The sequence below is a fragment of the Alteromonas sp. I10 genome (assembly GCF_003201515.1).
GTDB classification, from domain to species: Bacteria; Pseudomonadota; Gammaproteobacteria; order Enterobacterales; family Alteromonadaceae; genus Alteromonas; species Alteromonas macleodii.
The window spans coordinates 1-25,466 of the sequence record NZ_QJJN01000004.1 but is presented as its reverse complement, the minus strand read 5'-3'; the positions used below and the strand labels follow the sequence as shown (position 1 = coordinate 25,466).

Annotated in this window: 21 protein-coding genes and 1 rRNA gene; 5 read left to right on the top strand and 17 right to left on the bottom strand. The window is 42.9% G+C overall.

The genetic code is table 11. The annotated features are described in order from the left end of the window. Positions 1-165 precede the first annotated feature (165 nt). Complete coding sequence (gene lepB, locus BZA03_RS09115) at positions 166-819, top strand: signal peptidase I (RefSeq protein ID WP_110288582.1); 654 nt, start codon at positions 166-168, stop codon at positions 817-819. A gap of 444 nt (positions 820-1,263) precedes the next feature. Beyond that, a complete protein-coding gene (locus BZA03_RS09110) occupies positions 1,264-3,858 on the top strand; it encodes a TonB-dependent receptor (RefSeq protein ID WP_110288581.1) in 2,595 nt (864 codons plus the stop codon). Between the two features lie 363 nt (positions 3,859-4,221). Here the strand turns inward: BZA03_RS09110 and BZA03_RS09100 are convergent, their stop codons facing one another. The 7 genes from BZA03_RS09100 to BZA03_RS09070 form a co-directional block, all read right to left on the bottom strand. Next, positions 4,222-4,536 carry a hypothetical protein gene (locus BZA03_RS09100; protein WP_110288580.1) on the bottom strand — a complete coding sequence of 105 codons (315 nt, stop codon included), beginning with the start codon at positions 4,534-4,536 and terminating at the stop codon, positions 4,222-4,224. A gap of 210 nt (positions 4,537-4,746) precedes the next feature. After that, complete coding sequence (locus tag BZA03_RS09095) at positions 4,747-5,142, bottom strand: MAPEG family protein (RefSeq protein ID WP_014976958.1); 396 nt, start codon at positions 5,140-5,142, stop codon at positions 4,747-4,749. Positions 5,143-5,289: 147 nt separating this feature from the next. Then, positions 5,290-5,934: an adenylate kinase gene (gene adk / locus BZA03_RS09090; RefSeq protein ID WP_110288579.1), complete on the bottom strand. Its 645-nt coding sequence runs from the start codon at positions 5,932-5,934 to the stop codon at positions 5,290-5,292. Positions 5,935-6,272: 338 nt separating this feature from the next. Continuing rightward, positions 6,273-8,195, bottom strand: a complete 1,923-nt coding sequence (htpG, locus tag BZA03_RS09085; RefSeq protein WP_101565182.1) for a molecular chaperone HtpG — start codon at positions 8,193-8,195, stop codon at positions 6,273-6,275. Between the two features lie 240 nt (positions 8,196-8,435). Next, complete coding sequence (recR, locus tag BZA03_RS09080; RefSeq protein ID WP_014950045.1) at positions 8,436-9,035, bottom strand: recombination mediator RecR; 600 nt, start codon at positions 9,033-9,035, stop codon at positions 8,436-8,438. Positions 9,036-9,040: 5 nt separating this feature from the next. Further along, positions 9,041-9,988 carry a hypothetical protein gene (locus BZA03_RS09075; RefSeq protein WP_110288578.1) on the bottom strand — a complete coding sequence of 316 codons (948 nt, stop codon included), beginning with the start codon at positions 9,986-9,988 and terminating at the stop codon, positions 9,041-9,043. 241 nt (positions 9,989-10,229) lie between these two features. Next, on the bottom strand, positions 10,230-10,922 hold the full coding sequence (locus BZA03_RS09070) for a hypothetical protein (RefSeq protein WP_258364620.1): 693 nt from the start codon (positions 10,920-10,922) through the stop codon (positions 10,230-10,232). A 267-nt stretch (positions 10,923-11,189) separates the two neighbouring features. Here BZA03_RS09070 and BZA03_RS09065 point away from each other — a divergent pair, with 267 nt between their 5' ends. Then, positions 11,190-11,978, top strand: coding sequence for a ferredoxin--NADP reductase (locus BZA03_RS09065; RefSeq protein ID WP_110288576.1), 789 nt, complete (start codon positions 11,190-11,192; stop codon positions 11,976-11,978). A 136-nt stretch (positions 11,979-12,114) separates the two neighbouring features. On the opposite strand, the gene BZA03_RS09060 is transcribed toward BZA03_RS09065, so the two are convergent. The 7 genes from BZA03_RS09060 to BZA03_RS09035 all read right to left on the bottom strand — a co-directional run bounded on the left by BZA03_RS09060 (position 12,115) and on the right by BZA03_RS09035 (position 18,681). Further along, positions 12,115-12,441 (bottom strand): YbaB/EbfC family nucleoid-associated protein, encoded by a 327-nt coding sequence (locus tag BZA03_RS09060; protein WP_014950049.1) that lies wholly within the window; start codon positions 12,439-12,441, stop codon positions 12,115-12,117. A gap of 38 nt (positions 12,442-12,479) precedes the next feature. Then, on the bottom strand, positions 12,480-15,611 hold the full coding sequence (gene dnaX, locus BZA03_RS09055; RefSeq protein WP_110288575.1) for a DNA polymerase III subunit gamma/tau: 3,132 nt from the start codon (positions 15,609-15,611) through the stop codon (positions 12,480-12,482). Positions 15,612-15,652: 41 nt separating this feature from the next. Then, the gene (gene apt, locus BZA03_RS09050) at positions 15,653-16,189 is read right to left on the bottom strand and encodes an adenine phosphoribosyltransferase (RefSeq protein ID WP_014950051.1); all 537 of its coding nucleotides are present in this window, start codon (positions 16,187-16,189) and stop codon (positions 15,653-15,655) included. Between the two features lie 22 nt (positions 16,190-16,211). After that, positions 16,212-16,334: a hypothetical protein gene (locus tag BZA03_RS20575; RefSeq protein ID WP_256253717.1), complete on the bottom strand. Its 123-nt coding sequence runs from the start codon at positions 16,332-16,334 to the stop codon at positions 16,212-16,214. Between the two features lie 153 nt (positions 16,335-16,487). Next, positions 16,488-17,252, bottom strand: coding sequence for a DUF2063 domain-containing protein (locus BZA03_RS09045; protein ID WP_110288574.1), 765 nt, complete (start codon positions 17,250-17,252; stop codon positions 16,488-16,490). Continuing rightward, the gene (locus BZA03_RS09040; RefSeq protein ID WP_110288573.1) at positions 17,249-18,100 is read right to left on the bottom strand and encodes a DUF692 domain-containing protein; all 852 of its coding nucleotides are present in this window, start codon (positions 18,098-18,100) and stop codon (positions 17,249-17,251) included. The genes BZA03_RS09045 and BZA03_RS09040 overlap by 4 nt, the downstream gene beginning before the upstream one ends. Before the next feature lie 149 nt (positions 18,101-18,249). Next, on the bottom strand, positions 18,250-18,681 hold the full coding sequence (locus BZA03_RS09035) for a hypothetical protein (protein ID WP_014976963.1): 432 nt from the start codon (positions 18,679-18,681) through the stop codon (positions 18,250-18,252). A 230-nt stretch (positions 18,682-18,911) separates the two neighbouring features. Here BZA03_RS09035 and BZA03_RS09030 point away from each other — a divergent pair, with 230 nt between their 5' ends. Continuing rightward, positions 18,912-22,262: a winged helix-turn-helix domain-containing protein gene (locus BZA03_RS09030; protein WP_258364619.1), complete on the top strand. Its 3,351-nt coding sequence runs from the start codon at positions 18,912-18,914 to the stop codon at positions 22,260-22,262. Further along, positions 22,240-22,578 (top strand): DP-EP family protein, encoded by a 339-nt coding sequence (locus tag BZA03_RS09025; protein ID WP_110288571.1) that lies wholly within the window; start codon positions 22,240-22,242, stop codon positions 22,576-22,578. Before BZA03_RS09030 ends, BZA03_RS09025 begins: the two co-directional genes overlap by 23 nt. A 645-nt stretch (positions 22,579-23,223) precedes the next feature. Here BZA03_RS09025 and BZA03_RS09020 read toward each other — a convergent pair. From BZA03_RS09020 to rrf, 3 genes are all read right to left on the bottom strand, one after another. Continuing rightward, the gene (locus BZA03_RS09020; protein WP_258364618.1) at positions 23,224-24,180 is read right to left on the bottom strand and encodes a diguanylate cyclase domain-containing protein; all 957 of its coding nucleotides are present in this window, start codon (positions 24,178-24,180) and stop codon (positions 23,224-23,226) included. A 148-nt stretch (positions 24,181-24,328) separates the two neighbouring features. Continuing rightward, a complete protein-coding gene (locus BZA03_RS09015; RefSeq protein WP_110288569.1) occupies positions 24,329-25,066 on the bottom strand; it encodes an ABC transporter substrate-binding protein in 738 nt (245 codons plus the stop codon). 273 nt (positions 25,067-25,339) lie between these two features. Further along, positions 25,340-25,455, bottom strand: a 5S ribosomal RNA gene (rrf, locus tag BZA03_RS09010). Positions 25,456-25,466 lie beyond the last annotated feature (11 nt).

The following is a 25,466-nucleotide window of genomic DNA, read 5'->3' as shown; positions in this document are numbered from 1 at the left end:
TCAACGTTCAATACCCTGTAGCTAGAGCAAACTTAATTAGCTACCGACATAGTTCGTTACATTTTCCACACCTCAATTTTGAACAAATTAGGTAATTTACAATCTACATCTATTACACAAGTCATGTCGTGATAAAACTTTGATCTAACGAGCAATCTACGAAAAGTGAGAACCGAAGCCGTGTTAAATCTAAAACAGAGCGTTAAGAACAACCTGCCTTTCATTTTATTTATGGTTTTGCTTTTCTCGTTTCGAAGCAGTGTTGCTGATTGGTATTATGTCCCTACAGGCTCTATGGAGCCCACCATTCAAGTAGGCGACCGCGTAGTGGTTGATAAATCAGCCTACACGCTAGAATTGCCGTTCACAGACGTTGTTGTCGCGAAAACTGGTAACATCAATCGCGGTGACATTGTAATTATTGACAGTAATGCAGCTGATACCAGACTCATTAAACGTGTGGTTGCCATTGAAGGTGACAAGGTCAAATTAGAAAACAACGTTCTTTTTATCAATGGTGAAAAAGCAACGGTAAGCGCCAAAGATCACAATCTTTATTCCGAGCAGATTTTAGGCCAAACACGAACCATAGCGCTTAACCCATTACCTAGCCCTGCGAAAAACTTTAACTTGATCACTGTGCCTAGAGATCACGTGCTGGCAATGGGGGATAATAGGAACAATAGCGTTGATTCTCGTTATTATGGCTTCATTCCAATTGAAGAAATCCAGGGCAAAGCCAACTCTGTTGCATTTTCGTTAGACACAGAGAATATGTATCTACCTCGAAAAGAAAGGTTTTTCACTTCTCTTTATTAGATGTCGAGGATAAATTCTCTTTACATTAGCGCAAATAGACCTTTACCTACGCTCAATTTTCAAACACTCGGTTGCTGGTCAGATCAGCTGCGTTTGCCATCAAAAGTTATCTATACGAAAAAGTAGGCACTATTTTTAATACCTAAAATACGACCATTTGTGCGTTTATGTTTCTTGTCAGAACGCACGGGTTTTATTCCACTTTTTTATTTAGTCTTGTCGTAGAAGCATTGTCCCAAGGCTTTTACGCTTCGCAATAATGCCCTATTCCCTCATTTCAAATTCACATTAGTAATACTCGGTTTACACACTTTGTAACCAAGTGTCACATCTTTCGCATTTTACGCTATTGCAACATAAGCATCAGGAGTGCTATTCATAAATCTGCAACAACGTAATGTTGCAGACACACACAACAAGTAAAATGGACATAAGGAAATAACAATGAAACAAGGTCGTAAAGTAAGTGCAATTGCAGTGGGATTAGCACTTACAGGATTAACTTCTCTATCTCCTGCGTATGCACAGCAAGCTGACGAAGAAGCAGCCAACCTTGAACGAATTGCAGTCACCGGTTCTCGTATCAAACGTACAGATATGGAAGGCCCTTCACCTATTCAATCAATAGATGCAACAATGATTGAAGGCATGGGCTATGAAAACCTTCAACAACTACTCGAGCGTATGCCGGCCACAGGTGCGGGTACCTTCTCGACACGTAATAACAGCCAAGATTCAACAGCCAATGGCGCGGCAGCGGTATCCCTCAGAGGTATGGGGCCAGATGCAACGCTTGTTCTAATAAACGGACGTCGCGTGGCAATTAGTGCCTTTGCTGAAAGTATCACTAACTCATTTGTTGATATTAACTCTATTCCTGTATCCGCTATCGAACGTATCGATATCTTAAAAGACGGCGCCTCTGCGATTTACGGCTCAGACGCAGTTGCAGGTGTAGTAAACGTAGTACTAAAGAAAGACTACGAAGGTTTAGAGATTAATGCAGGTTATGGTAGTACAACAGGCCCAAGCTATGATGAGACCACCGCCAGTATTCTATGGGGCTCTCAAAGCGAAAAAAGCAGTGCTACAGTTATCATCGACTATTTCAACAACAGCACGCTTGGCGCTGACGAAATGGGTCGTTACGGTACAGCCAACCAATCTCCTTATGGCGGTATGGACTTCCGTTCGTCGCGAGGTTACCCAGGCTACTTCTATGTGGATGGTGTTAAAACTATCGACCCTGACTGTCCTGAAGATAGCGCAACGGCATCTGGTAGCTGCTTGTTCGATTATGGCCCATTCGGTTTAACCATACCGGCATCTGAACGCGTTGGCTTTATTGGTCAGTTCGACTATAAAGTTGGCGATGAAACCACAGCATTTATGGAAGTTGCAATGCAGCACAATACGTCTGAAGCAGGCGGTGCAGCAACACCTCTTGATGAAGATGCCGGTTTAACCGTTCCGGGTACTCATCCTGATAACCCGTTTGGACAAGACATTGAAATTGGTCGCTACCGCCCTGTTGATGCAGGTGCCCGTCGCTGGGATATCGAATCTGACACCCTTCGTTTAGTCGCTGGCCTTCGTGGTACATTCAATGATTATGACTGGGAAGCGTCTGTACAAAAAGGCCGCAGCCGTTCAGAGCAAAGCGGTGATCAATCACAAGGGTGGGTTCGCGTTGACTGGCTTCAGGAACAAATTAACCTTGGTAACTACAACCCGTTTGGTGGCGTTACTAACCCACAAAGTGTAATTGATGACATTACTACTAGCCTTGTGCGCCGTGGTGAGTCTCGAATGACCAGCGTTGACGCCCACATTACCGGTGAAGCATTCAGCTTCGGCGACGATGTTGTCATGATGGCAGCAGGTGTTGAATATCGCGAAGAGCAAGTATCTGACGTTCCTGATGTTCAGTTCCAGCGCGGATTAATCTTCGGTACTGAATCGGTTTCAGCCTCAGCTGAACGCGACCAGTATGCAGCATACTTAGAGCTTTCTATACCTTTAGCTGAACAGCTTGAGCTTCAACTAGCTGGTCGTTACGACCATTACAGCGACTTTGGTAGCACAACTAATCCTAAAATCGCATTACGTTGGGCGCCAAGTGATGAAGTAACCGTGCGCGGTTCATGGGCTCAGGGCTTTAGAGCGCCGTCTCTTGCACAAGTTGGCCTTGGTCCGTCACAGAAAAGTGTCTTCTTCGTAGACAAATATCGCTGTGATGCAACAGGTCAAGATTGTGAATCGTTGGATTACAATATCGAGTTTGCGGGTAACCCTAACTTAGATGCAGAAGAGTCAGAATCTTGGAACGTAGGTGTTATCTACGCACCTATTCAAGAATTAGGCCTGAGCATTGATGTGTGGAGTATTACGCAGGATAATAAGATTGATGAGCAGCAATTCGGCTTGGTTTACGACGCAGAATGTAATAACCAAGACAGCACGATTTGTGTACGCTTAGATCCACAGTCAGGCGAATCGCTAGGTGTAATTCAGAAGATTTTCAACACTTACCAAAACGTATCATCTCAAGAAGCGTCTGGTGTTGACTTCAGCGCTAACTATCGCATGGAACTGCAAGAGTTCGGTAACGTACGCTTCAATCTTGATTGGTCTTACATGAACGAATTCGAAAAAGACGGCCTTGAGTACACTGGCGAATACGGCTATCCAGAAAATCGTTGGTTGTTCGGTACAACGTGGTCTAAAGGCGCGTTCGATGCCAACTTGAACATTAGCTTTATTGGCGAATTTGAAGACACGCCTGACATTGATTTCGACGGTGTATTGGATTTTGAAGAAAATACCTCTAGAACGGTTGATTCTCAAATGTTGGTAGACTTGCAGTTTGGTTACAACTACAGCGACAACCTTCGCCTTGTAATTGGTTCAAACAACTTGCTTGACGAAGAGCCTCCATTTGCTATTGGAGATGGTGATGGTGACTTATACGGTTATGTAGGCGGCGTTCACAACCCGCGTGGCCGCTTCGTATACTCTAAACTAACTTACCGCTTCTAAAAGCCTGTAAGACGAAAAAGCGCTCAACGGCATTGCTTCACAATAGCATGCCTTGAGCGCTTTTTAAGTTTCGATTCAACGTTTTCTAAAAGAACAAATATTCAATAAGAACCGTAGTGAGCCATGCGAGAGTCACAGGCAATACAATCATCACATAGACCATAACCTCAGACCCAACCTTTTCGGCGCGCCATGCCTCCATCATCTTCACTTTAAACCTACGCTTCAGCAAGTAGGTGTAAAAAACTAGAAATACCAAAATTATAAGAATCTTTAGCATTTAGACTCCAACCGAATTGGTTAAACGGCCAAACAGGACAAACTCTTTGGTGGCAAAAGTTCCGTCAAGTCGATTCGTTGCGTTTATTCCTCTGTAGTATCGACATATTGGGAATCAACTGCGTTGCCAATTGCGCCACCAGCCACTCCTAAGCCTATTGAACCTGCTAACCGCCCCACACTACCTACTGGATTAAAAAAGCCTGTGCTCGCTCCGACCAATCCTGCTGACCATAAAGACTTAGAGCTTGCACCTCCACCAGCCGCAATGGCGGCGCCGTAAACACCTCCTACCGCACCTGCGAATGCTCCCATTATGTTGACTACCCAAGCACCACTAACTTGTTCGAGTTCATCTCTAGATAATTCACTTGCGTGTAACTCTACATTTCTTTGCATAACATTTTCCTTTGCGTATGTATCTTTAAATAAGCCAGCAAAGTAAATACAACGAGAGAATACCCAGCTGACACAAATACTATACCTTCGCAGCACACACAGCGAACCTGTCCTCAATATCTGAATTAGCTCAACCTGATTGGAAATGAGGTAAAAAAAATGCCAGCTAAGCTGGCATTTTTCTGTATGTATTCACTTCTTTTGCAACGCTTACAATCCGAAATGAATGAGCACCAAATTACCTATTGCTGCACACAGCATAGCAAGGAAAGTCAGGATCATACCCGCGAAGCGCTGCCAGCTAACACCTGAGTGACGACCTAAGCCATAGGCATGTAATACACGGCCAAATAACAGTGCGCTCCCCAATGCGTGAACAGCCCACACTTGGCCAGTATTGGCTTCAAAACACGCTATCATAATAAGGGTGATGGGTACGTACTCGCTAAAGTTGCCATGTGCTCTAGTCAAACGACTCAGGTCTTCGTGACCGCCATCGCCAATTCCCACTTGGTGGCGACGTCTGGCGCCAATGACTAAAAACGACAAATACAGGTAGCAAATACCCAGTAAGCTGGCGTAAAACGCCGTGATTGGCAAAACCATGGTCTACTCCACATGTTCTAGTTATATCGCGCTGTATTAATCAGCGCTTAATTCAACATTCATGGTTGTCATTAAACGTTATCCGCTACTAAGTTACAAGCAACAAAAAAGGCCGCCTAAGCGACCTTTTGTTGACGTTGTTGGCAATTAACCTAAACGTTCAGCAAGTTCAGCACTCACTTCTTCAACTGGGCGCGTACCGTCAAGCTTGTGGTACTCACAGTTTCCAGCATCCGCTTCAGCGCTGTAGTAGTTCACAAGCGGCTTTGTTTGCTCATGGTAAATCGCAAGACGCTTGCGCACTGTTTCTTCTTTGTCGTCATCACGAACGATTAGGTCATCGCCTGTTTCATTGTCTTTACCTTCCACCTTTGGTGGGTTGTAAACAACGTGGTAAACGCGACCTGATGCAGGGTGTACACGACGGCCACCCATACGTTCTACGATTACATCATCAGGAACGTCAAATTCGATGCAATGATCAACAGTGACACCTGCTTCTTTCATTGCATCAGCCTGAGGAATAGTGCGAGGGAAACCGTCTAACAAGAAACCGTCTTTACAGTCATCTTGTGCAATACGCTCTTTTACTAGGCCAATGATAATCTCATCAGATACTAGTTTGCCTTCATCCATTACACGCTTTGCTTCAAGTCCTAGCTCTGTACCTGCTTTAATTGCAGCACGAAGCATGTCGCCCGTTGAAATTTGTGGAATGCCATATTTGCCCATTAAAAACTGAGCTTGTGTGCCCTTACCCGCGCCAGGAGCGCCGAGAAGAATGATTCGCATGAGTGCGTTCTCCGCTTATGATTTTTAAACTTTTTACTTCGGGCACTTTACACATTCAACACTGGGGTGACAAGTGTAAGCAGTACCGTAAAGTTAATCTTAAGACTAATGGCGAATATATGTTCAGCTTATAGGCACTTTTGTAAATTTGCGCCTACACCCATTCAGCAACTCATCCTATTTAAGATGAATAAGCTAACTCTTAATATGATTAACTTGAAATTTTAGACCGCCAAAATATAGCACAATAAAATGGCTAAACTTACTTTTGTTAGTCGTAGAAATAAAAAAACGGGCATTACGCCCGTTTTTAAATGTAAACCTAATGGTTTATTGCTTTATTTAGCTAACTTCATTAGAAGCGTGTTCAAGTTCTGTACAAAACTAGATGGGTCTTTCAAGCTACCCTGTTCTGACAATGCAGCTTGATCAAACAATACGCCTACCCACTGATTAAACAGCTCTTCATCTTGGGTATCTGCCAGCAGCTTCACCAAGCTATGCTCAGGGTTAAGTTCAAAGTGATACTTCACGTCTGGCACGGTCTGCCCTGCTGCCTGCATAAGCTTCATCATTTGCGTAGTCATGCCATTGTCATCTGCTACGATGACCGCAGGTGAATCTGTTAAGCGATGGGTAAATTTAACGTCTACAACCTTATCGCCAAGTGCAGTTTTAGCTCGCTCAAGAACACCTTCAACTTGCTTTTCTGCTTCTTCTTGCGCCTTCTTAGACTCTTCGTCTTCTAAGTCGCCTAAATCTAAGTTTCCTTTCGCAATTGAGACAAACTGCTTCTCGTTAAACTCAGTAAGGTGAGACATTAACCATTCGTCAATGCGCTCGCCCATCAATAGCACTTCAATTCCTTTTTTGCGGAAAATCTCAAGGTGAGGACTAGACTTGGCAGCTTGCAAGCTATCTGCTGTCACATAATAAATCTTATCCTGACCTTCTTTCATTCGCTCAATATAGTCAGCTAATGATACGGTTTGTGCATCAGACTCACCGTGTGTAGAAGAGAAGCGTAGCAAGCCAGCAATTTTCTCGCGGTTACTGAAATCTTCAGCCGGCCCTTCTTTTAACACGTTGCCGAATTCATTCCAGAACGACTGATATTTTTCATTGTCGTTCTTCGCCATTTTTTCAAGCATCTGTAATACGCGCTTAGTACAACCTTGGCGTAGCGCTTGCGTTATCTTATTGTCCTGTAGAATTTCACGAGACACGTTAAGCGGAAGATCATTGCTGTCTAGCAAACCTTTAACAAAACGTAGATAAGTAGGCATGAACTGTTCGGCGTCGTCCATAATGAAAACGCGTTGAACGTAAAGCTTAAGACCATGACTTTGGTCGCGATTCCACATATCAAACGGCGCTTTAGAAGGGATATACAATAAACTTGTATATTCTGTTTTACCCTCTACTTTGTTATGCGCCCATGCAAGCGGATCAGCAAAGTCATGAGAGATATGCTTGTAGAATTCGTTATACTCGTCATCAGAAATCTCAGACTTTTCGCGAGTCCAAAGCGCGGTGGCTTTGTTTACAACTTCCCATTCACCAGGCTGGCCTTCAATTTTTTCGCCATCAGGGCCTTCACTTTCAGGCACTTCATCTTTCCACATCTGCACAGGAATACTGATGTGATCAGAATACTTACTTACGATAGAGCGTAAACGCCATGCATCAGCAAATTCTTTTTCGTCTTCGCGTAGGTGAAGCGTAATCTCGGTGCCGCGTGTAGGCTTGTTGATTTCGGCAATAGTGAATTCACCTTCACCGTCTGAAATCCACTCAACACCTTGCGATGCATCTGCACCAGCAGCACGAGTTCGCACCGTTACTTTGTCAGCTACGATGAACGCAGAGTAAAAGCCAACACCAAACTGGCCAATGAGTTGTGAGTCTTTAGCGCTATCGCCAGAAAGTTTGCTAAAGAAGTCTTTAGTGCCTGACTTAGCAATTGTACCCAAGTTCGCAATGACTTCATCGCGAGTCATACCAATACCGTTATCGGTAATGGTGACGGTATTTGCTTCTTTATCGACGCTAAGCTTTACGTTTAACTCGCCATCGTTTTCGTAAAGACTGTCATTTTCTAGCGCACGAAAGCGTAACTTATCCGCAGCATCTGCCGCGTTTGACACTAACTCACGTAGAAAAATTTCTTTGTTTGAATACAAAGAGTGAATCATCAGATGAAGAAGCTGTTTTACTTCTGTTTGAAAACCGTGGGTTTCTTTGTGGGCTGCTTCAGCCATAATCCAATATCTCCTCGTTGAATGGATCACGTTTGATGTTAAACAGGTAAGGTCGCTCAACGCACTTTTCAACGTTTAGAACGAAAATTTATTTTTTATAAGGAGATTTTTCTTCAATAAAGTTTGATGTTGAATATTTTGTGGGCGAGCGATAAGAGAGAACGTGACGTAGGCCCGCCAGATGCGGACCCACGTTGAGTGTTTTAATTACTAAGAATGGGTATACCCTAATTTACAGTACTATAGTTTGCGGCGACCCGAAAATGCGTGGGTGAGAGTATTACCATCAATATACTCGAGCTCTCCCCCAACCGGCACGCCGTGGGCAATTCTAGACGCATCAACGTTATGACTCGCACAAAGTTGAGCGATATAATGTGCCGTGGCCTCCCCCTCTACTGTCGGGTTTGTGGCGAGGATAACTTCATTTATCCCACCTGCGGCAAGACGAGCTTCAAGCTCAGTAAGACCAATTTCTTCTGGCCCAACGCCGTCAATAGGAGACAAATGACCCATAAGCACAAAATACTGCCCCTTGTAACTTAAGGTTTGTTCGATTGCTAGTACGTCTTGTGGGCTTTCAACAATACATAACAAGCCACTTGCTTCTCTTTCAGGGTGACGACAAATGTCACATAGCTCGTCTTCAGTAAATGTTCTGCAGCGCTTACAATGATGAATATGCTCCATGGCGTTGTGTAATACGTTGCTTAAATCAATTGCTCCAGTGCGATTGCGCTCTAATAGGTGGAATGCCATACGCTGAGCGCTCTTGTTGCCAACGCCGGGAAGACACGTTAGCGCCTGAATTAATTCTGAGAGTAGCGGACTGAACTTCATAGTATTTACTGCTTTGGTGCTTTTTCTTTTTGATTCGAGCTTTCGCGGTATTTAATCACGTTCCGCTTTGCTTGGTCGAGCTTAACTTCATAAATGTTGCCCCCAAATAACCCCTTGTACTCTTCATCGGTGAAAACCAGCGTGTTGTCGTCATAAAACGTCACTGCCTCTTTTTGTGTGACTACGCCTAAATCAATACGCGACACATCGCCACTGAAGAAGTTATCGCCTTCAAAATTTTCAAATAACCACAGGCTTGTTGAATCTAACAGCACCAGTTTAGTCCTATCAGGGCTTATTGCAGCCGATGTGATCCAGCATAACTTTTCAAGGGTGGTACAGGTTTTAAATTCGCCGATGAGCTGTGCGTCAAAGTTAGCGGCATGGTCCCCCACCTTATACAACTTGGTGATGCCATCGAAGGGTTTTGTTCTATTTTTTGTAAACAGGTAGAGGTTACGCTTGTACTCTACGAACGCTTCCAAATCGTAGTTCTTGTCTTTCGGTTTTACTTTTCCTTTTCCCATTTCTGGGTAAGTAAACTTAATGATTTCTGCTTCTGTGGTATCGGTTTTTATGTCAATGGGGTTTTCAATTTTGTAAATCGTTAACCAGCGTCGCTTGTTGTCATTGTTGCCGAAGTCTCCCAAAAAGAAATGACCGAAACTGTTTTGTGTCATGTCTTCCCAGTCGACGTTTTTGGCATTTGTAACTGTAACTTCCCTCTCAATAGTTCCATCTTTATTGAGCATATAAAGGATAGGTCCATCGCCACTGTCGTTAATGGCCCAAAGCCTTTTGTATTTATCGTATTCTATACCTGAAATTTCCTTAAGCTTCGGGTCGACCGTTACTATTTTCATTTTAAACAGGTCGTGAATACTCATAAAAAACAACACGGTTGCGATGGGTAGTAAAATAACCGTGGTGATAACTAAGCCTTTCCTTAGCACTACTAAAACCTCTATTTTAACGAGTTAACTTTCACGATTAGCGGTTAACTGAACACGTTAAGTTTTCTGAAAGATAAAAAACGCAATGATACAACGATCATTCAACTATTTGGGACACTTTTTCTACGGAACAACGGTTAAATGAGATTTTACTGTTAATGTCGATGAGTTGGGCATGCGCTCAATATTTGTAAGCTGTGTATCAGCCCATAATTATCAACGTATCATGCTGAAAACAAGCCTAACCTTTATCAGTAAGTAGACGTTGACGTCCATCTTTATTGAATACAGTTTCATCGTGATTTATGAATTGTTCAATGATTGACTGCTCATGGTCAGTAAATGCAGTTTCAAAATTTTGATGACCAACGCTCACTGTAGCTTTTTGCCCATTTGCTAACTTTTCGTTAGCCAGCGCTAACTGACTAATGAAATCATTTAACGATATCCGATTGTATGTAAAGATCCCGGGCTTACTCAATGATGCAGGTGTGAGTAAGTCATCATGTTCAAGCATAAAGGGGTGTTTGAAAATTGCTTGAGAGTTTGTGAAGCAGGCAGTAGGGCTGCGCAGAGTAGCAGCTTCTGGAAGCGCTTTAATACGGATGCTCTGACCATTGTCTGCGGTTTGCCAAGTTACACCACACACACTAACACTAAATGCATCTACCTGATTAGCAGTTTCCTTTCGCGCTAGCGTTGAGACGGTATCCAATGCTTGAAGCTCAGCAAGAACTTGAGGTAAAGACGCCATTGAGAGCTTTTCAATTGTTATCTTTCCCGCGTTGGACTGATAAGTAAGCTTCAGCGTGTTCTCTAGATAGTAGACTTGGCCTGTGTCCTTCCAAAGGGATACAGCGGTATTATTGATAGACGGGTTTTCGACGGCACAATCACGTTGGGCCTGAAAGCGTTTTAACATTTTTGCTAACACAGCATCCTCCCTCATTTCGAACTGCCACATTCTATTATTTGTGTTCCTTTGCCATGCGCAAGCTAAATGACTGAATGTGACAGTGTTTTAATGTTACGGAAGAAAGGCCTGGTTGAACTATTGCTAAAAATACTTATTTAAAACTGATAGCACGTTAGATTTTACGTGCGTATACCGACACCACAAACGTTAATGATAACTATTATCATATTGTAAAGTGTGCGAGAATGGCAGCATGGCTTGATGACTAAGTAAGTAGGAAAACGAATGCGAAATCTTATAAACGCAACCGTAACCCAAGTTCACCATTGGAATGACACTCTGTTTAGTTTCAAAACAACGAGAGAATCATCTTTTCGTTTTGAAAGTGGTCAATTCGTTATGATTGGTCTTGAAGTAGATGGTAGGCCACTGATGAGGGCCTACAGCATCGCAAGCCCAAATTATGATGAGGAATTGGAATTTTTTAGTATTAAAGTGCCAGATGGTGCGCTTACTTCTCGCCTTCAAAATATTGAACCTGGTGACCAGGTAATGATTAATATTAGGCCTACAGGTACGCTCGTGCCTGGTTTCTTGTTACCCGGAAAACATCTTTATTTGCTCAGCACTGGTACAGGTCTAGCACCATTTATGAGTATTATCAGAGATCCTTTCATTTATGAAAGCTTTGAAAAAATCATATTAGTTCACGGAACGCGTTGGCGCTCTGAACTTGCCTATCAAAACGAAATTGAGCACCAACTTCCTAACAACCCTTATTTCGGTGACGAAGTGCGTGAGAAACTCATTTACTATCCTACTGTTACGAGAGAAAGTTATGAGAAAAACGGTATCGCTCACGAAGGACGGATAACGAAGCTAATTGAAAGCGGAAAGTTGCTGGATGATATAGGTATGCCTGAATTAGACACTGAAAATGACAGATTCATGCTATGTGGCAACGACAACATGCTACAAGACCTTATGTCTATGCTAGACGACAAGGGCTTCTCGAAAGCTAACTCGCGTCGTCAGGGGCATTATGTAATTGAACAAGCATTTATAGAAAAGTAATGCGCAACGCATTTGCCTGACCATCGGCAACATTTTAAGTTTTCAATAAAAATCGCCGGCGTGTTGCCGGCGACTTTCTATGATTTCACTCGCAAAATACTTGCAAGCTGTATCGCTTCTAGCTTTACATAATTATTTAAAACGGCATTTTGAAGCCAGGAGGTAATGGCATTCCGCCAGTTACATCACCCATCTTCTCTTTGCTAGTTTCTTGAACTCGACGTACCGCGTCGTTAAATGCTGCAGCAACCAAATCTTCAACCATATCTTTGTCGTCGTCCATCAATGACTCATCAATGTCTACACGACGCACGTTGTGGTTGCACGTCATGGTTACTTTAACCATGCCTGCACCCGCTTCACCTGTTACTTCAATTTTGGCTAGGTCGTCTTGTGCTTTTTGCATGCGCTCTTGCATTTGCTGCGCCTGCTTCATGATATTGCCCATTCCACCTTTAAACATAATTTTTGTCTCGCTTCGTTTTGGTGTTAATAATTCTGCTATCGCGCTTTAACCGAATCGGTTAGCACTGACGCATCGAAAGTCGATAGCAATGCTTGAATTGTATCGTCGGTTTTAATCACCGAGTGTGCATGCGCATGGCGCATGGCATGAATCTCTTGTTGTAACGCAAAAGGTGTAGATGCTGGTTCGCCTAACGTGATATTTACTTCAACGTTTTCACCCAACCCATGATGGATTGCATCAACCAATTGCTTTTTCGCACTATCATTTAATAGATGCGTCTGACTATGGTCAATTTCAAGGGACACTTGATTGCCCGCTCGAGAAAATGATGCGTGCAGGACCAATTGTTTGAGTAGACCAGCAACTGGCATTTGCTCAACTAGATTGCTCCACTCGTCAATTTGGCTAGCGTGAGTTAATTTGCTTCCGTCATTTAAATACGCCTTTAACTGCCCGTCATAGGTACTGCTCAGCGGCGTATCAAAATTTAGAGCATCCCGCGCAAAAGACCGATCTCCCGCACTTTCCATCTGCTCAGGGGCACTGTCGTAATTCGAACTGCTATCAGAGGGCGCTTCAACATAATCTGCACCTTCAACCTGTTGAGGCGGTTGATTATCGTAATCAGTAGCCCAAGGCGGCATATCCTCAACCGGTGTTTCCGAGTTTGATTGCGCCTCAGATTCGTCATTTGAAAAAGGCATATCCTCTTCAAATTCATCAAGCAAGAAGTCGCTCGTGTTGTTTGAGCTAGAATGACTCTTTTCTGACTCGCTAGTATGCATAGTGTTAGAAGAATGCGCGTGAGTATTACCTAAAGACGAGCCTGAATTTGTACTTTCCAGTTGAGGAGTGTCTCCGCGCGCAACACTATTATCTTTATGTTCTGAGCCGCTATCTATACGCTCCGGGCTGTTCTCTCTAAGCTCTGGGCTATTATTTAGAGGCTTAGGGCTACTATTTAGAAGCTCAGGGCTATGGTCTTGCAGCTCACGGCTGTTTTCATGCCCAACGGGGTTTAAATCGCCCCTCTTGATTTCGTTATCAGCGCTAGCCTGCCCTGCACTATTATCGCTACCCTTGTTAACTCCATGTGCAGTTTGTGCAGTACTCAAAGCCTCGGCTTTACTTCTGGTAAAGCGCGCTTGAATATCACTTGCACTTTCGGTCTTAGCATTTGCTGCGCTGGTACTTTTTGACTCTGCGTCTTGTGCTTTTCTTTGCTTTAACTTTTGACGAAGTGCCAACATATCAGCCGTAGAGGTAAGCTGCTCTTCGGCCGTTAATGAGGACGGTTCGTTCTCGTGCGCCAACGACTCGCTGTTTTTATCAGAGCCTTTGGCGTTATGAGAGCCCTCAGCGTTATGAAAACCTTCAGCGTCATAAGAGCCCTCAGCGTTATGAAAACCCTCAGCGCTTTGAAAACCTTCAAAACCTAAGGAACCATCATCTTCTGACGGAGGTGGCATATCGTCCATGTACGCATCTAACGGAGGTCCATCGAAATATTGCGCTGCTTCGTTATGGGGCGCACTGACTTCACTTGGCGTTGGTTCAAGCTCTGCAGCAACGCTTTCTGTTTGTACCGCTTGTACCGCGGTGTTTTCTACGGGTAGTTCTTCAAAAGACGAAGTTGGAGCTGGCTTTACGGATTCATCATCATGTGAAGCATCACGCTCAAGTGCTGTAGTTTGAGTTGTCGTTGCACCTGACTCTGCATGAGGTAGCGCCGACAGAGTATCACTTCCACTCAACTCGCTTTCATCAGCGGCTGCATGTTCCTGCTCTTGCTGTGATTCAAATGGAGACGTAGATTGTTCTTGCTGCTCTTTTTCGATTATTGATGTAGCAAGTGAGTCTGGGGTAGATGGCGCACTTTCTAACGACTGTTCAGAGGTAGATTCAACCGATAGATGTGAAGGCGTCTCCTCCTGCACATTGGTTGCAGAAGTTTCGCTTAACGGCGCTTCCTCCTGCTTACCGACGTTTCCCGGGCCACCACTGGAAGAAGCATGATCTACAGGTAAACTATGCTCACTCCTCCCGTTTTCAATTTCACTTGCCGTGTCGTCGATGGGGGTATTTGGAGCAAACGACATCATTCGCATCAATGTCATTTCAAACGCACTTTTTCCATCCGCAGCAAACGGTAAGTCTTTTCTTCCTTGCAGTGCAATCTGATAAAGCAGCTGCACTTGCTCTGCTGGAATAGTTTTCGCTAATTGAAATATCGCTTTAGCCGATGTGGTTTCTAGCTTACATGCTTCAGGCACCCATTGCGTTAATGCTATTTGGTGCAGCAGGCTAGCCAATTCGCTGTGTACGTTGTCATAATCGGGGGCTTGCTCTGCGATGTCATTGACCAACTGCAATACAGCAGCAGGACTTTTACTTACCACAGCATGAACCACTTTAAGCAACTGGTTCTTGTCCATCAGCCCTAGCATATCGGTTACCACCGATGCCAGCACTTGATTTCCACCCTGTGCAATCGCTTGGTCAGTTAAACTCAGCGCATCACGCATACTGCCTTGGGCGGCTCTTGCCAAAAGCGCTAGCGCTTGTGGCTCAAAAGGCAGCTGTTCATGCTCTAAAATATGCTGCAGCTGTCCAACAATCTGCTCCCGAGACATGGCTTTCAAGTTAAACTGCAAGCAACGGGATAAGATGGTTATCGGAAGCTTTTGAGGATCAGTGGTCGCCAGTAAGAACTTAACGTGTGGCGGTGGCTCTTCCAGCGTTTTTAACAGCGCATTAAAGCTATGTTTTGAAAGCATGTGTACCTCATCGATAAGGTACACTTTGTAACGCCCGCGAGTGGGTTTGTATTGCACGTTATCAAGAAGCTCGCGAGTATCCTCAACTTTGGTTCTTGATGCAGCGTCAATCTCTAACAAATCAACGTAGTTCCCCTGCTCTATCTCTTTACAGGTGTTACATTGACCGCAAGGGTTTGCCCCTTGTCCTTCTTCGCAGTTAAGGCTTTTCGAAAAAATACGTGCAATGGTAGTTTTACCTACGCCTCGCGTACCTGTAAACAGATAAGCGTGGTGTAGACGATCGTTATCCAAAGCATTTGAAATGGCAGAGACAACATGTTCCTGACCCACAAGTTCACTGAACTTGCCCGGTCGCCACTTCCTTGCTAGTACCTGATAACTCATTATTACGTATTTCGCCTTTTGCTAGTTATGCTTTATAGCGATTATTCGCCTTCAAACTCACAAATAGAGTAGCTTTCTATATCAAGCGTACTCAATTTCTTCTCGCCACCTAGGTCCGGTAAGTTAATAACAAAACCTGCATGGTTTACTTCACCGCCTAGTGAACGAATTAGTTTCGCAGAAGCGGCTATCGTTCCACCAGTTGCAAGTAAATCGTCAATAAGAAGGACTTTATCACCTGGCTCAATGGCATCTTTATGGATTTCCAATGTATCCATGCCATATTCAAGCTCGTAGCTCTCGCTAACTACTTCACGAGGAAGTTTGTTGGGTTTTCTCACTGGAACAAAACCAATGCCCATTTCGATGGCCAATGGCGCACCAAAAAGGAACCCGCGTGCTTCAGTACCTGCTATCTTGGTAAATCCCATACCTTGATACTTTTCTACAAGTAACGAGATACAGCTACTAAATGCTTTGTGATCTTCTAAAACGCTGGTCACATCTCTAAATAAAATACCTGGCTTTGGATAGTCGGGTACGGTTTTCACTACTGATTTAATATATTCTGCAGTCACAATTATGCCTTGAATGTCTGCGTTATAACCAGAAGGTGAACCAGCCGGCGATGATATGCATCAACGGGAACGCGATTAGAGTTACTAGCGATGCTAGAAAGTACCACTTGTTATAGACTTCTTTGAAATCTGAATTGTCAGCCATTTGCACTACCTAAACAATTTTGTGAACAAAAAAATGGTGCTAAATGTTAATCGAAAGCAAGCCCGATTGACAGCGCTAATATGATCGATCGCTCACTTTCAGACCAGATCCTGGCGAAAGTTTAATATAAAGCAGGTAAATAGTAATGGTTACTTAGGATACTGGAAGCAGTATTCCTTTTTGTAACATGTCAGTGAGGGTCTGGTTCATACCATTTATAAGCACGTTTGAAGGAATTTGGGGAAGTTGTTGGCACAACGACTCAGCTAATTGTTCTATTTCCATTCCCAGTTCATTTTGTTCCAGCGTGTTGACTAAAATAGCCGTCACCGGATTAACATGAGCAAATTGAACGTCAAACTCACGGTCTCTGTAAACAACGTAGAACTGCTGTTCTTCGGCAGGTTGTTCGGGAATGTAGTCCTCGCCTATTAGGTGAACTTCAAATTGGTACGCTGCCAAAGATGCGTACGGTGATACCCTAATTGCGGTGATATTGTCTTCTTTTTGATAGAATTCAACGTTGTCTTCGTTTTTTCTAATACTGACGTCAAGCTCTAGCCACTCATAGTGAGCGAGTTCTGCTGCAAAATCAGGAAGAGTAATATCGAAGGTTGGCTCTGTTGAAAGGTACTCAACGAACTCTTTACTTATTTCAGCAAAATAAGGAGAGCGGCATTCGTGCTCAATAAAAAATTGACGCACAATACTCTCCCAGCCTTTTTCACCATACTGTTTTACCACAATAGATTTTAAAACGGGAAAACCGGTACTGACGAAATTATCGATGTTGTTAAAAAACAGGGATTGATAGATTTTCATACGACGAATGTGATCAGCGTCGGTATCACAAAATGTCTGTGGGTCTTTGATCGCATCAACGAACGTTTTTTGAGTGGTTTGAAATGACTGAGTCACGCGACACTTCCTTTAACGTTTGATGCTTGAACAGCTTCGCATTTTGCTTGAATTTGCTTAATTTTCTTCACTTCCGATAATAATTCGCTTAACGGGGGAATATTAAAATCACGCTCTAGCAAAGTCGGAAATACGCCGTGAGTAAGGTAAGCATGCTCCAACAGCGCCCAAACTGGCTCAATGACATCAGCCCCGTGAGTATCAACTTTCAAATCCTCTGCTTCATCATAATGACCAGCAATATGGCCATACACAATTTTGTCTGAGGGCAAGCCGTTAATGAACGCTTTCGCATCGTATTTATGGTTGATACTGTTAACGTAAACATTGTTTACGTCGAGAAGCATTTTGCAACCCGATTCATTTAGTATGCTCTTGGTAAATTCAAGTTCATCCATCTCTTGGCCTGGCGCAATGTAATAAGAGACATTTTCTAAGACCAGCGGTCGTTCGATGATATCTTGAACTTGAACAATTCGAGATACTACGTGCTTAATCGCGTCTTCAGTAAAAGGAATTGGCATCAGATCGTACATATGCCCGTTGCCAGAACAAAAGCTTAAGTGCTCGCTATACAATGCAATATTGTTTGCATCTAAAAATCGCTTAACGGTTTTTACAAACTCGACATCTAGTTTGTCGCTACTTCCGATAGACAAAGATAAACCATGAGTTGTAAAGGGAGCTTGCGAAGACGCTTGCTGAAATTGTTCTTGGTACTTCCCACCAAGTGGGATCCAATTTTCAGGGGCTACTTCCCAAAAATCGACTTCAGATGGCAATGTAGGTAAAAGCGCTTTTAGCATTTCCCGACGAAACCCAAGACCTGCGCCACAGATGTTTTTCATATCTTCCCCTTTACCGCATGGGATTGCACAATAGTAACGTAAGTTACTAGACAAAAAAGGCCATCATTCGACAGCCATTTTTTGCTAAGCGTAACTCGTGTAGCCTTCATCATTCTTTTTCAAGCTACACGATGTTTTTTGAATGGCGGTTACATGCTACCGCATTTGCCTTCGCCGCACTTGCCTTCTTTACCAGCTTTCTTGTCGCCGCCACATTTACCTTCGCCGCACTTGCCTTCTTTGTCAGCTTTCTTGTCGCCGCCACATTTGCCTTCGCCGCACTTGCCTTCTTTGTCAGCTTTCTTGTCTCCGCCGCACTTACCTTCGCCACACTTGCCTTCTTTTTCAGCTTTCTTGTCGCCGCCACACTTACCTTCGCCGCACTTGCCTTCTTTCTCTGCTTTGTCGCCGCCACATTTACCTTCGCCACACTTGCCTTCCGCAGCGAATTGGCTGTAACCAGATTCTAATGCTTGCATACCAAATGGATTTACATCTGCTACTGCAACCGTTGACGCCAAAGAGCCAATTACAACTGCACCCAACGCTGTCGCTACTGATGATTTTTTGATTTGTTTCATTGATGTACCCTCAATAATATTAGTCATGTTTGACGTACAGTAAGCACGTGTACTTTAAAAGACCCTGTGGGCTTAAAGGATATTTCACAAAAATTAATTTTTTTACAATTAATTTTTATGACATTGATATTAAAAGGTTTTATATTAACAAAAGTGCATCTGCATACTTTTACAATAAGTTAACAGAAAAAGTTAAGTACAGTACCTACAAAAAGTACAGGGTAAACGCGGTGAAGCAACAATTTTATCTAGGTCAATGGCAAGTCGATGTAACCAGCAATACTCTATCTCTCGGCAAGCTTAAGAGGACTCTAGAGCCGAAAACCATGGATGTTCTGCTGCTGTTGTGTCAGCAAAAAGGAGAAGTAGTATCCTCTGACGAGATCGTTGCTCAGTGCTGGCCTAGATCTGTGGTTGGAGACAACCCTGTACACAAAGCTATTACCAATTTGCGACGTGCATTAGGAGATAAAGCTTCAGCACCTGAATATATTGAAACTATCAGGAAACGAGGATATCGGATTGTTGCTGAGGTTCATTTTATAGGTGATGAGCAGGCACGAGCTTCTGAAACTAAATGGCGAGATGCTTCGCCGTATGTTGGACTGAATGCATTTTCTGCCAACGAAAGCCAAGTCTACTTTGGCAGAGATGCACTAATCCGTGATTTAGTTTCTCGCAGTTCAGAACTTTTCAATCGTAAACGACCTCTTTTGATGGTGCTTGGCCCAAGTGGTTCTGGCAAAAGTTCGCTGATCCATGCCGGATTTTTACCTAGGTTACTCGAAAAACAAGGAGTAAATGGGTTGCATGCACATGATTACTTGAGCGTTGACCTTGCCGATATAAACCCTAACGGCAATCCATCTGCAATCATAGACGAGATAGCGGCTCACATGTTGGATTGGGGCAATGACGAAAAAGCGGTTTTTGAAGGTTATAGTGCATCGCTTCTTGCCGACAAACTGTTTACTTCTCCGCAATCAATTGTTGATATTGTTGAGCGTTATTGCGAAGAGCACGAGCATCATACAAAAAGCTCCTACTCTTTTTACGCAATCATTTTAGACCGATTAGAAGTTTTTCTCTCCGACACGCAAATAGAGCACAAAGACAAGCAGGCTGTATTCACACTTTTAGAGACACTAAGTCAAAGCAACCTTTTTCTTGTCGTTTTAATTAGCAGAAACGACTTCTACCCGCTTATTTCTAATTTCGAAGTATTGATGAAAAATAAGTCTCGGGGAGCGCATGTAGATATAGCGCCGCCTTCGTTAAGTGAGCTTGGTCAAATAATCAAACTTCCCGCTCTGGCAGCAGAATTGCAATGGGAGCGCGACGGGACAACAAACGCCACTCTCGACGATGTTATTCTTTCTGATGCAAGCTTAGAACCGAATTGCCTTCCTCTTCTACAATACACACTCCAAGAGCTTTACTTACAACGCGACGGTAATTTACTTAAACGGGATACCTACTACGCGCTAGGAAAAATCGATGGGGCCATCGGCCACAAAGCCGAATCAACCTACTCCCAAATGCCTGCATCAGTGCAAAATGGGTTAAACACAGTACTTCCTCTTATTGTTAACTTGTCTGGTATGGACAATACGATGACAAGTAAAACAGCGAGTTGGGATGAGCTAAAAGGCAATGATGAGCGTCGGTTCGTCGAGCTCATGGTAGAACAGCGCCTTTTCGTTTCATTTTTAAATCAAGGGCAAGCCAGCTTCAAAGTTGCTCACGAGGCAGTATTAAGAAAATGGGAGCGGGTTCAGCAATGGATAGCACAGCACCAAAATACACTTTCAATTAAGGCAGCCCTTTATGAACAGGCAAAAACATGGGCAGAGAATGACAAAGATGACGCCTATCTTCTTCAATCAGGAAAGCCGCTTCTAGATGCCTCTACACTTCTTGATGCGAAATACATTCGACTATCGAATGAAGAGCGGGAGCTTATTCATCAAAGTCAGCGTAAATTCAGAAGGAAAAGCCTCTTTAAAGCGTTTACTGCTGCACTGTTGGCCGCACTATCTGTTATTTCCTTTGCGGCTATGCTGCACAGTAACCATTCTCAAGCTTTAGCTGAACGAAAGCGATTGGAAGCCGAAAATCTGATGGGGTTTATGATTGGCGATTTTGCCGATAAGCTTCGAAGCGTAAAACGAATGGATTTGCTAGAAGGTATTAGTGAACAGGCGCTTAAATACGTCACCCAAGCCCAAGAAATTCAAACGGGATGGATTGGATCGTCAACGCCGAAGCCTAGTTTTGAACTTCGCTTCCAACATGCTCTGTCTTTGCAAGCAATGGCTGAAGTGCGATTTTATCGCGATGATGCCGATACTGCCCAGCAATTGTATAAAGAAGCCGATAAGCGATTGGGCGCATTACTTGAGGAGCAGCCCGACAACTTCAAACTATTATTAGCGGCAGGCGCTAATGCATTCTGGTTAGGAGACATTGAATTAAGAAACTACAATTTTGCGCTGGCAGATGAGCAGTTTAATCGTTATTTGCGCTTTAGCGAGGAGATGCTGAAGGTATCCCCCAACAATTCGGATGCTTTGCTAGAGCTGAGTTATGCAACTAACTCGATTGGTAGTGTCGCGTTTCGTCGACAAGATTTTGACAAAGCTCTTTCGTTCTTCGAATCATCTCTGGCTTATAAGCAAAAACTTTTTGAAAAGTCAGAGTCACCTATTATTACCGCAACCGCAGTTGCAGATACTTATTCTTGGATCGCGTCTACACACATTCACAAGGGCCGTATTAACGAAGCACAATTAACCTTTGCGAAAGCAGAAGCTATTTTAGAGAAAAGTCTATCTACCTACTCAGGGAATGCAGAGATAATCGAAACACTTAGTTTGATTAAAATGAATGCCGCAAAGAGTAGCCAATTTACTGAAGACCTTAATACTTCCATTGAACTTTTAAATGATGCTAAAAAATTGTTGATTCAATTACTTGAGCAGGACCCTGCAAACAGTTCATGGCAGTCGTACTATAAACATGCCAGGACGTTACTGGACTACCACAGATCACTAAACCCAATCTCTGCATTACACAATCAAAATGTAAAACAAGATATCACTATTGATGAACTGTTAAGAGATGGATCACGCCTCTCTTCCAAAATTTATGCAGCTCTCTCTTACCAATATCGTCACGAATGGAAAATCAGTAGAAATTTGTTAGCTCAAATAAATATAGAGCACGCCATTGAAGAGAATTTAAAAAAGAATATTAAGGCAGAATTCATAAATGTTAGGGAATTAGAAAACTATGTCCTATACCAAATCGCGAGTATTCGCCAAGCGCTCAACGATGAGGGAAAAAATATAGATATAGTTCAAAAGGAATGTGAAACACTGTTTTCTCTTACAAACTCGGTAATCAACACAAGTAAACACCCTTTATTCTTACAAGCCCATGTATTCGCGGGATACTGTTTAAATAAACAAACAGCAGTAGCCAAAGTTCGAAGGCAACTCACACTTATGAACGTACCAATGCCACTTTATTTTACCAACATCAATAAGGAACTGAACAATGACAACACCACCGAATTATGACTACAGCGTTTCCGTTGACGCAGAGGGAGTTTTTACCATTGTACCGGAGGACGGTGCGCCGGAGTCGCCCATTACCGTTACTGTGCCGAATACAACTATAACTTATACTCTTACCTCAGATACCCCAGCTGCCATGGTGTTTTTAGCCCCCGAAATAACGAATGATCCTGAAGGGGATTTAACTTGGGAAATTAAGGATTCGGGTAGGTGCATTGTTATTACTGATTCAGACGCTGACGAAGAAGACGCGATTTGCGTAAAACTAGTTACCGGATTTATTAGCCCAGACCCTCAAGTAAAAAACGAGCCTGTTTAAATAGGTAGATTCTGGGGTACCTATCAAAGTGATTTTTACTCCACAAGATATGACGTCTAGGTATTTTTTTCGGCGCGCTTATCTTTATCTGAAAAAGCACGTAGCAAGTACATTTTCACGAACAGCTCGTGCTTGCCACTATCGTTCAGACTCTCCCTCTCACGCACTAACTAAACGCTCAACATCAACTTCATGCCTAAAAATGAGTGTTTTTTCTGATAGGATTTTCGTCTTGAATACTTGCGACATGTAATAACTTAGCTGCATTCATATTTAAGCTTTGAGCACACCATCCGCATCAAAAAACCATTGGCTTTACCTATCGCGCTTGAGCTTGATAGCCGTTTGATTCAGAGCTGAAATAGACAAATTCAAACCTTAAAGCTATGAGAAGCCTCTAACAACCAGTGGCAACGCAACAAGTCCAAATGATTTTAAATTCGTGAGTATCTTAGTTTAATCGATGCTAACTGAGGCTGGAATACTGCGTTATGCATCATGGGCTCGGCATTGAACTATTAATAATCAACACTCACGTTTTTATGCAATTTGTGTTTTAACAGTCAATTATAAATATCCTAGCTCACCAGCCTCTGCGTAGAGCAATGCGTTTTTTATATTAGTAACTAGCACCATCACTTAAATCTAGAGGAAGCATATTTGGTCCCTTCCACGAGATTTCGCTTGATACAAAAGCGTATCGGCCGCCTGCAATAGCGATGTTGTGTTCTCATAGCGTTGATTTTCATTCGTTGCCACCCCCATACTAACAGTGAGCTTTTTATTCGATGCCAGTACGAAGTGCCTGGCGCTCAGCTGGGCAAGGTGACGCTTTATTCGTATAGCCAATAATTGGGCGGTTTGTGAAGCGCAATTGGGTAAAATAATTGCAAACTCTTCCCCACCATAACGTGCCGCCAGGGTGTCACGGTTAGGCATACTTAAACTCAGAAGTTCACCAATACGTTTCAAACAACGATCTCCAGCTAAATGACCATACTCGTCGTTAAAAGTTTTAAAGTGGTCTATGTCGATTAAAATGACGCTTAACGGGAGACCCTCACTACTACATTTAACCCATTGGCCGCTCAAGTAGTCCGAGAATTTGTGACGATTTGCTAACCCTGTTAAAAAATCAGTTTCAGCCTTTCTTTTCAAAGCTGCGTACTCAGCTTTATGCAGCGTCAGGTCACGTAGAATGCAGAAGAATAACGAGTTATTAGACGATAGCTCTTTTGGCAACGATGAAACTGAGATTTCTATACTAATATCTCGGTGCGACTGACTTCTTTGCTTAAGAGAAACTTCGAAGGGTGGCGTTTCTAGAGCATTCTGCGCAGCGTTACCTAAACACTGAATGACATGGCTTTGTATTTGACCCGTTTCATCATTTATGAAATTAAGTAAATTTTCACTTAAAAGTTCATCACGAGACAAGCCCAAGAGTGAAGAGGCATTGGTATTAACCATTTCCATTGTGCCATTGCTATCTACGACGACTATTGCCTCATTGATAAAATTTATCATTCTTGCAAGAGAACTGTTTTTGTAGAAATTGAACAGTTCAAGGTGGGATGTTGTCGATTTGTTTTTACTTAACATTGATGTACGCATTCCAATATGCCGCCCTATAGGCCCTGAATTGCATACAAGATTACGTTGATATTATTAAACGTACCTTCCGAACACCTTCCACTTTAAACTACTGTTTTTAAATGATTTATTAAATTTAGGAAGCAAAAGGAAAGAGTTATTTATTCGCACTTCGATAGGATTCTAATATTGTAGAGTCACTTATATGTGTAGTAACCAGATTCAAACTATCAACAAGTTCATCTTTGTATCTGCTGTGATTTGAAACTGCAAAATAGGAAGGTACGGTCAATTTGTCTGAAATACTTACCTCAACCAATCGACTACCTAAGGACTCTGTATAAAATTGATAGGGTTGTTTGTAGCTAATTAGATAAGACGTTCTTCCAACATCAAAAAGGTGAATCGCGTCGCTACTTGTCGGCATATCAAAAAATTCAAAACCTTCTTGCTGAAGTGCCTGTCGAATTCCTAAATAGTCATAGCCGCGAATTGCCGAAATTGACTTATCATCCGCAAGTTGTCCGTTATGTAGAAGTACAATAGATAAGTAAACAAATGGAGTGTCTATAAATGTAGCGTTCTGATCTAACGCTGAAGTACCTCTGACATTAATTGTGACATCGACCTTCCCGGTCTTCACACGTTCAAACAAACGGGCCGGAGGCATGCATTCAACTAACACGTGATAATTCATTTTAGTCAATATAGCTACAGTTGCATCTATCGCTACACCATGACAACGCGAAGAGTCGGGTTCTTTAATCACTAATGGTGGGAACTCAACGACACCAAGCGTAATAGACTTTTCTGTTTTTAAATTTTCTTCAGAGCTTGCGCAATACGCCCAAGAAATAAGAATTAAGCAGTAACCTAAAAGAACCTTACGTTTCACATTTTTACCGATTTATTCACTGATAAATTATTTATATAGTATTTTGTGAATAAGTTATAGGAAGGAGATGTTATTACTAGATCTCTCCCAGTCAAAATATGCTTACAGCACAAGCACACAAGAAATGGGGTCAGAGTACATTTCTCTGATTTAACTGCACTGGGGGTAAGGGAATGACTATGTTCTGATGTTTAAAGTAATAAAGTACTCTGACCCCATTATTTTTCTTCCAAACGCAAAAAACCCGCCGTTAGGCGGGTTCTTCTTAATGGGACCTGGCAGTGTCCTACTCTCACATGGGGAAGCCCCACACTACCATCGGCGCTAATACGTTTCACTTCTGAGTTCGGAATGGAGTCAGGTGGTACCGTATCGCTATGGCTGCCAGGAAAAACTGGTA

Bases quoted from the DNA above. Each gene is read 5' to 3' on its own strand.
- BZA03_RS09110 (WP_110288581.1), top strand. From the start codon at position 1,264: ATGAAACAAGGTCGTAAAGTAAGTGCAATTGCAGTGGGATTAGCACTT.
- BZA03_RS09100 (WP_110288580.1), bottom strand. From the start codon at position 4,536: ATGCAAAGAAATGTAGAGTTACACGCAAGTGAATTATCTAGAGATGAA.
- BZA03_RS09095 (WP_014976958.1), bottom strand. From the start codon at position 5,142: ATGGTTTTGCCAATCACGGCGTTTTACGCCAGCTTACTGGGTATTTGC.
- adk (WP_110288579.1), bottom strand. From the start codon at position 5,934: ATGCGAATCATTCTTCTCGGCGCTCCTGGCGCGGGTAAGGGCACACAA.
- htpG (WP_101565182.1), bottom strand. From the start codon at position 8,195: ATGGCTGAAGCAGCCCACAAAGAAACCCACGGTTTTCAAACAGAAGTA.
- recR (WP_014950045.1), bottom strand. From the start codon at position 9,035: ATGAAGTTCAGTCCGCTACTCTCAGAATTAATTCAGGCGCTAACGTGT.
- BZA03_RS09065 (WP_110288576.1), top strand. From the start codon at position 11,190: ATGCGAAATCTTATAAACGCAACCGTAACCCAAGTTCACCATTGGAAT.
- BZA03_RS09060 (WP_014950049.1), bottom strand. From the start codon at position 12,441: ATGTTTAAAGGTGGAATGGGCAATATCATGAAGCAGGCGCAGCAAATG.
- dnaX (WP_110288575.1), bottom strand. From the start codon at position 15,611: ATGAGTTATCAGGTACTAGCAAGGAAGTGGCGACCGGGCAAGTTCAGT.
- BZA03_RS20575 (WP_256253717.1), bottom strand. From the start codon at position 16,334: ATGGCTGACAATTCAGATTTCAAAGAAGTCTATAACAAGTGGTACTTT.
- BZA03_RS09040 (WP_110288573.1), bottom strand. From the start codon at position 18,100: ATGAAAAACATCTGTGGCGCAGGTCTTGGGTTTCGTCGGGAAATGCTA.
- BZA03_RS09035 (WP_014976963.1), bottom strand. From the start codon at position 18,681: ATGAAACAAATCAAAAAATCATCAGTAGCGACAGCGTTGGGTGCAGTT.
- BZA03_RS09025 (WP_110288571.1), top strand. From the start codon at position 22,240: ATGACAACACCACCGAATTATGACTACAGCGTTTCCGTTGACGCAGAG.
- BZA03_RS09020 (WP_258364618.1), bottom strand. From the start codon at position 24,180: ATGTTAAGTAAAAACAAATCGACAACATCCCACCTTGAACTGTTCAAT.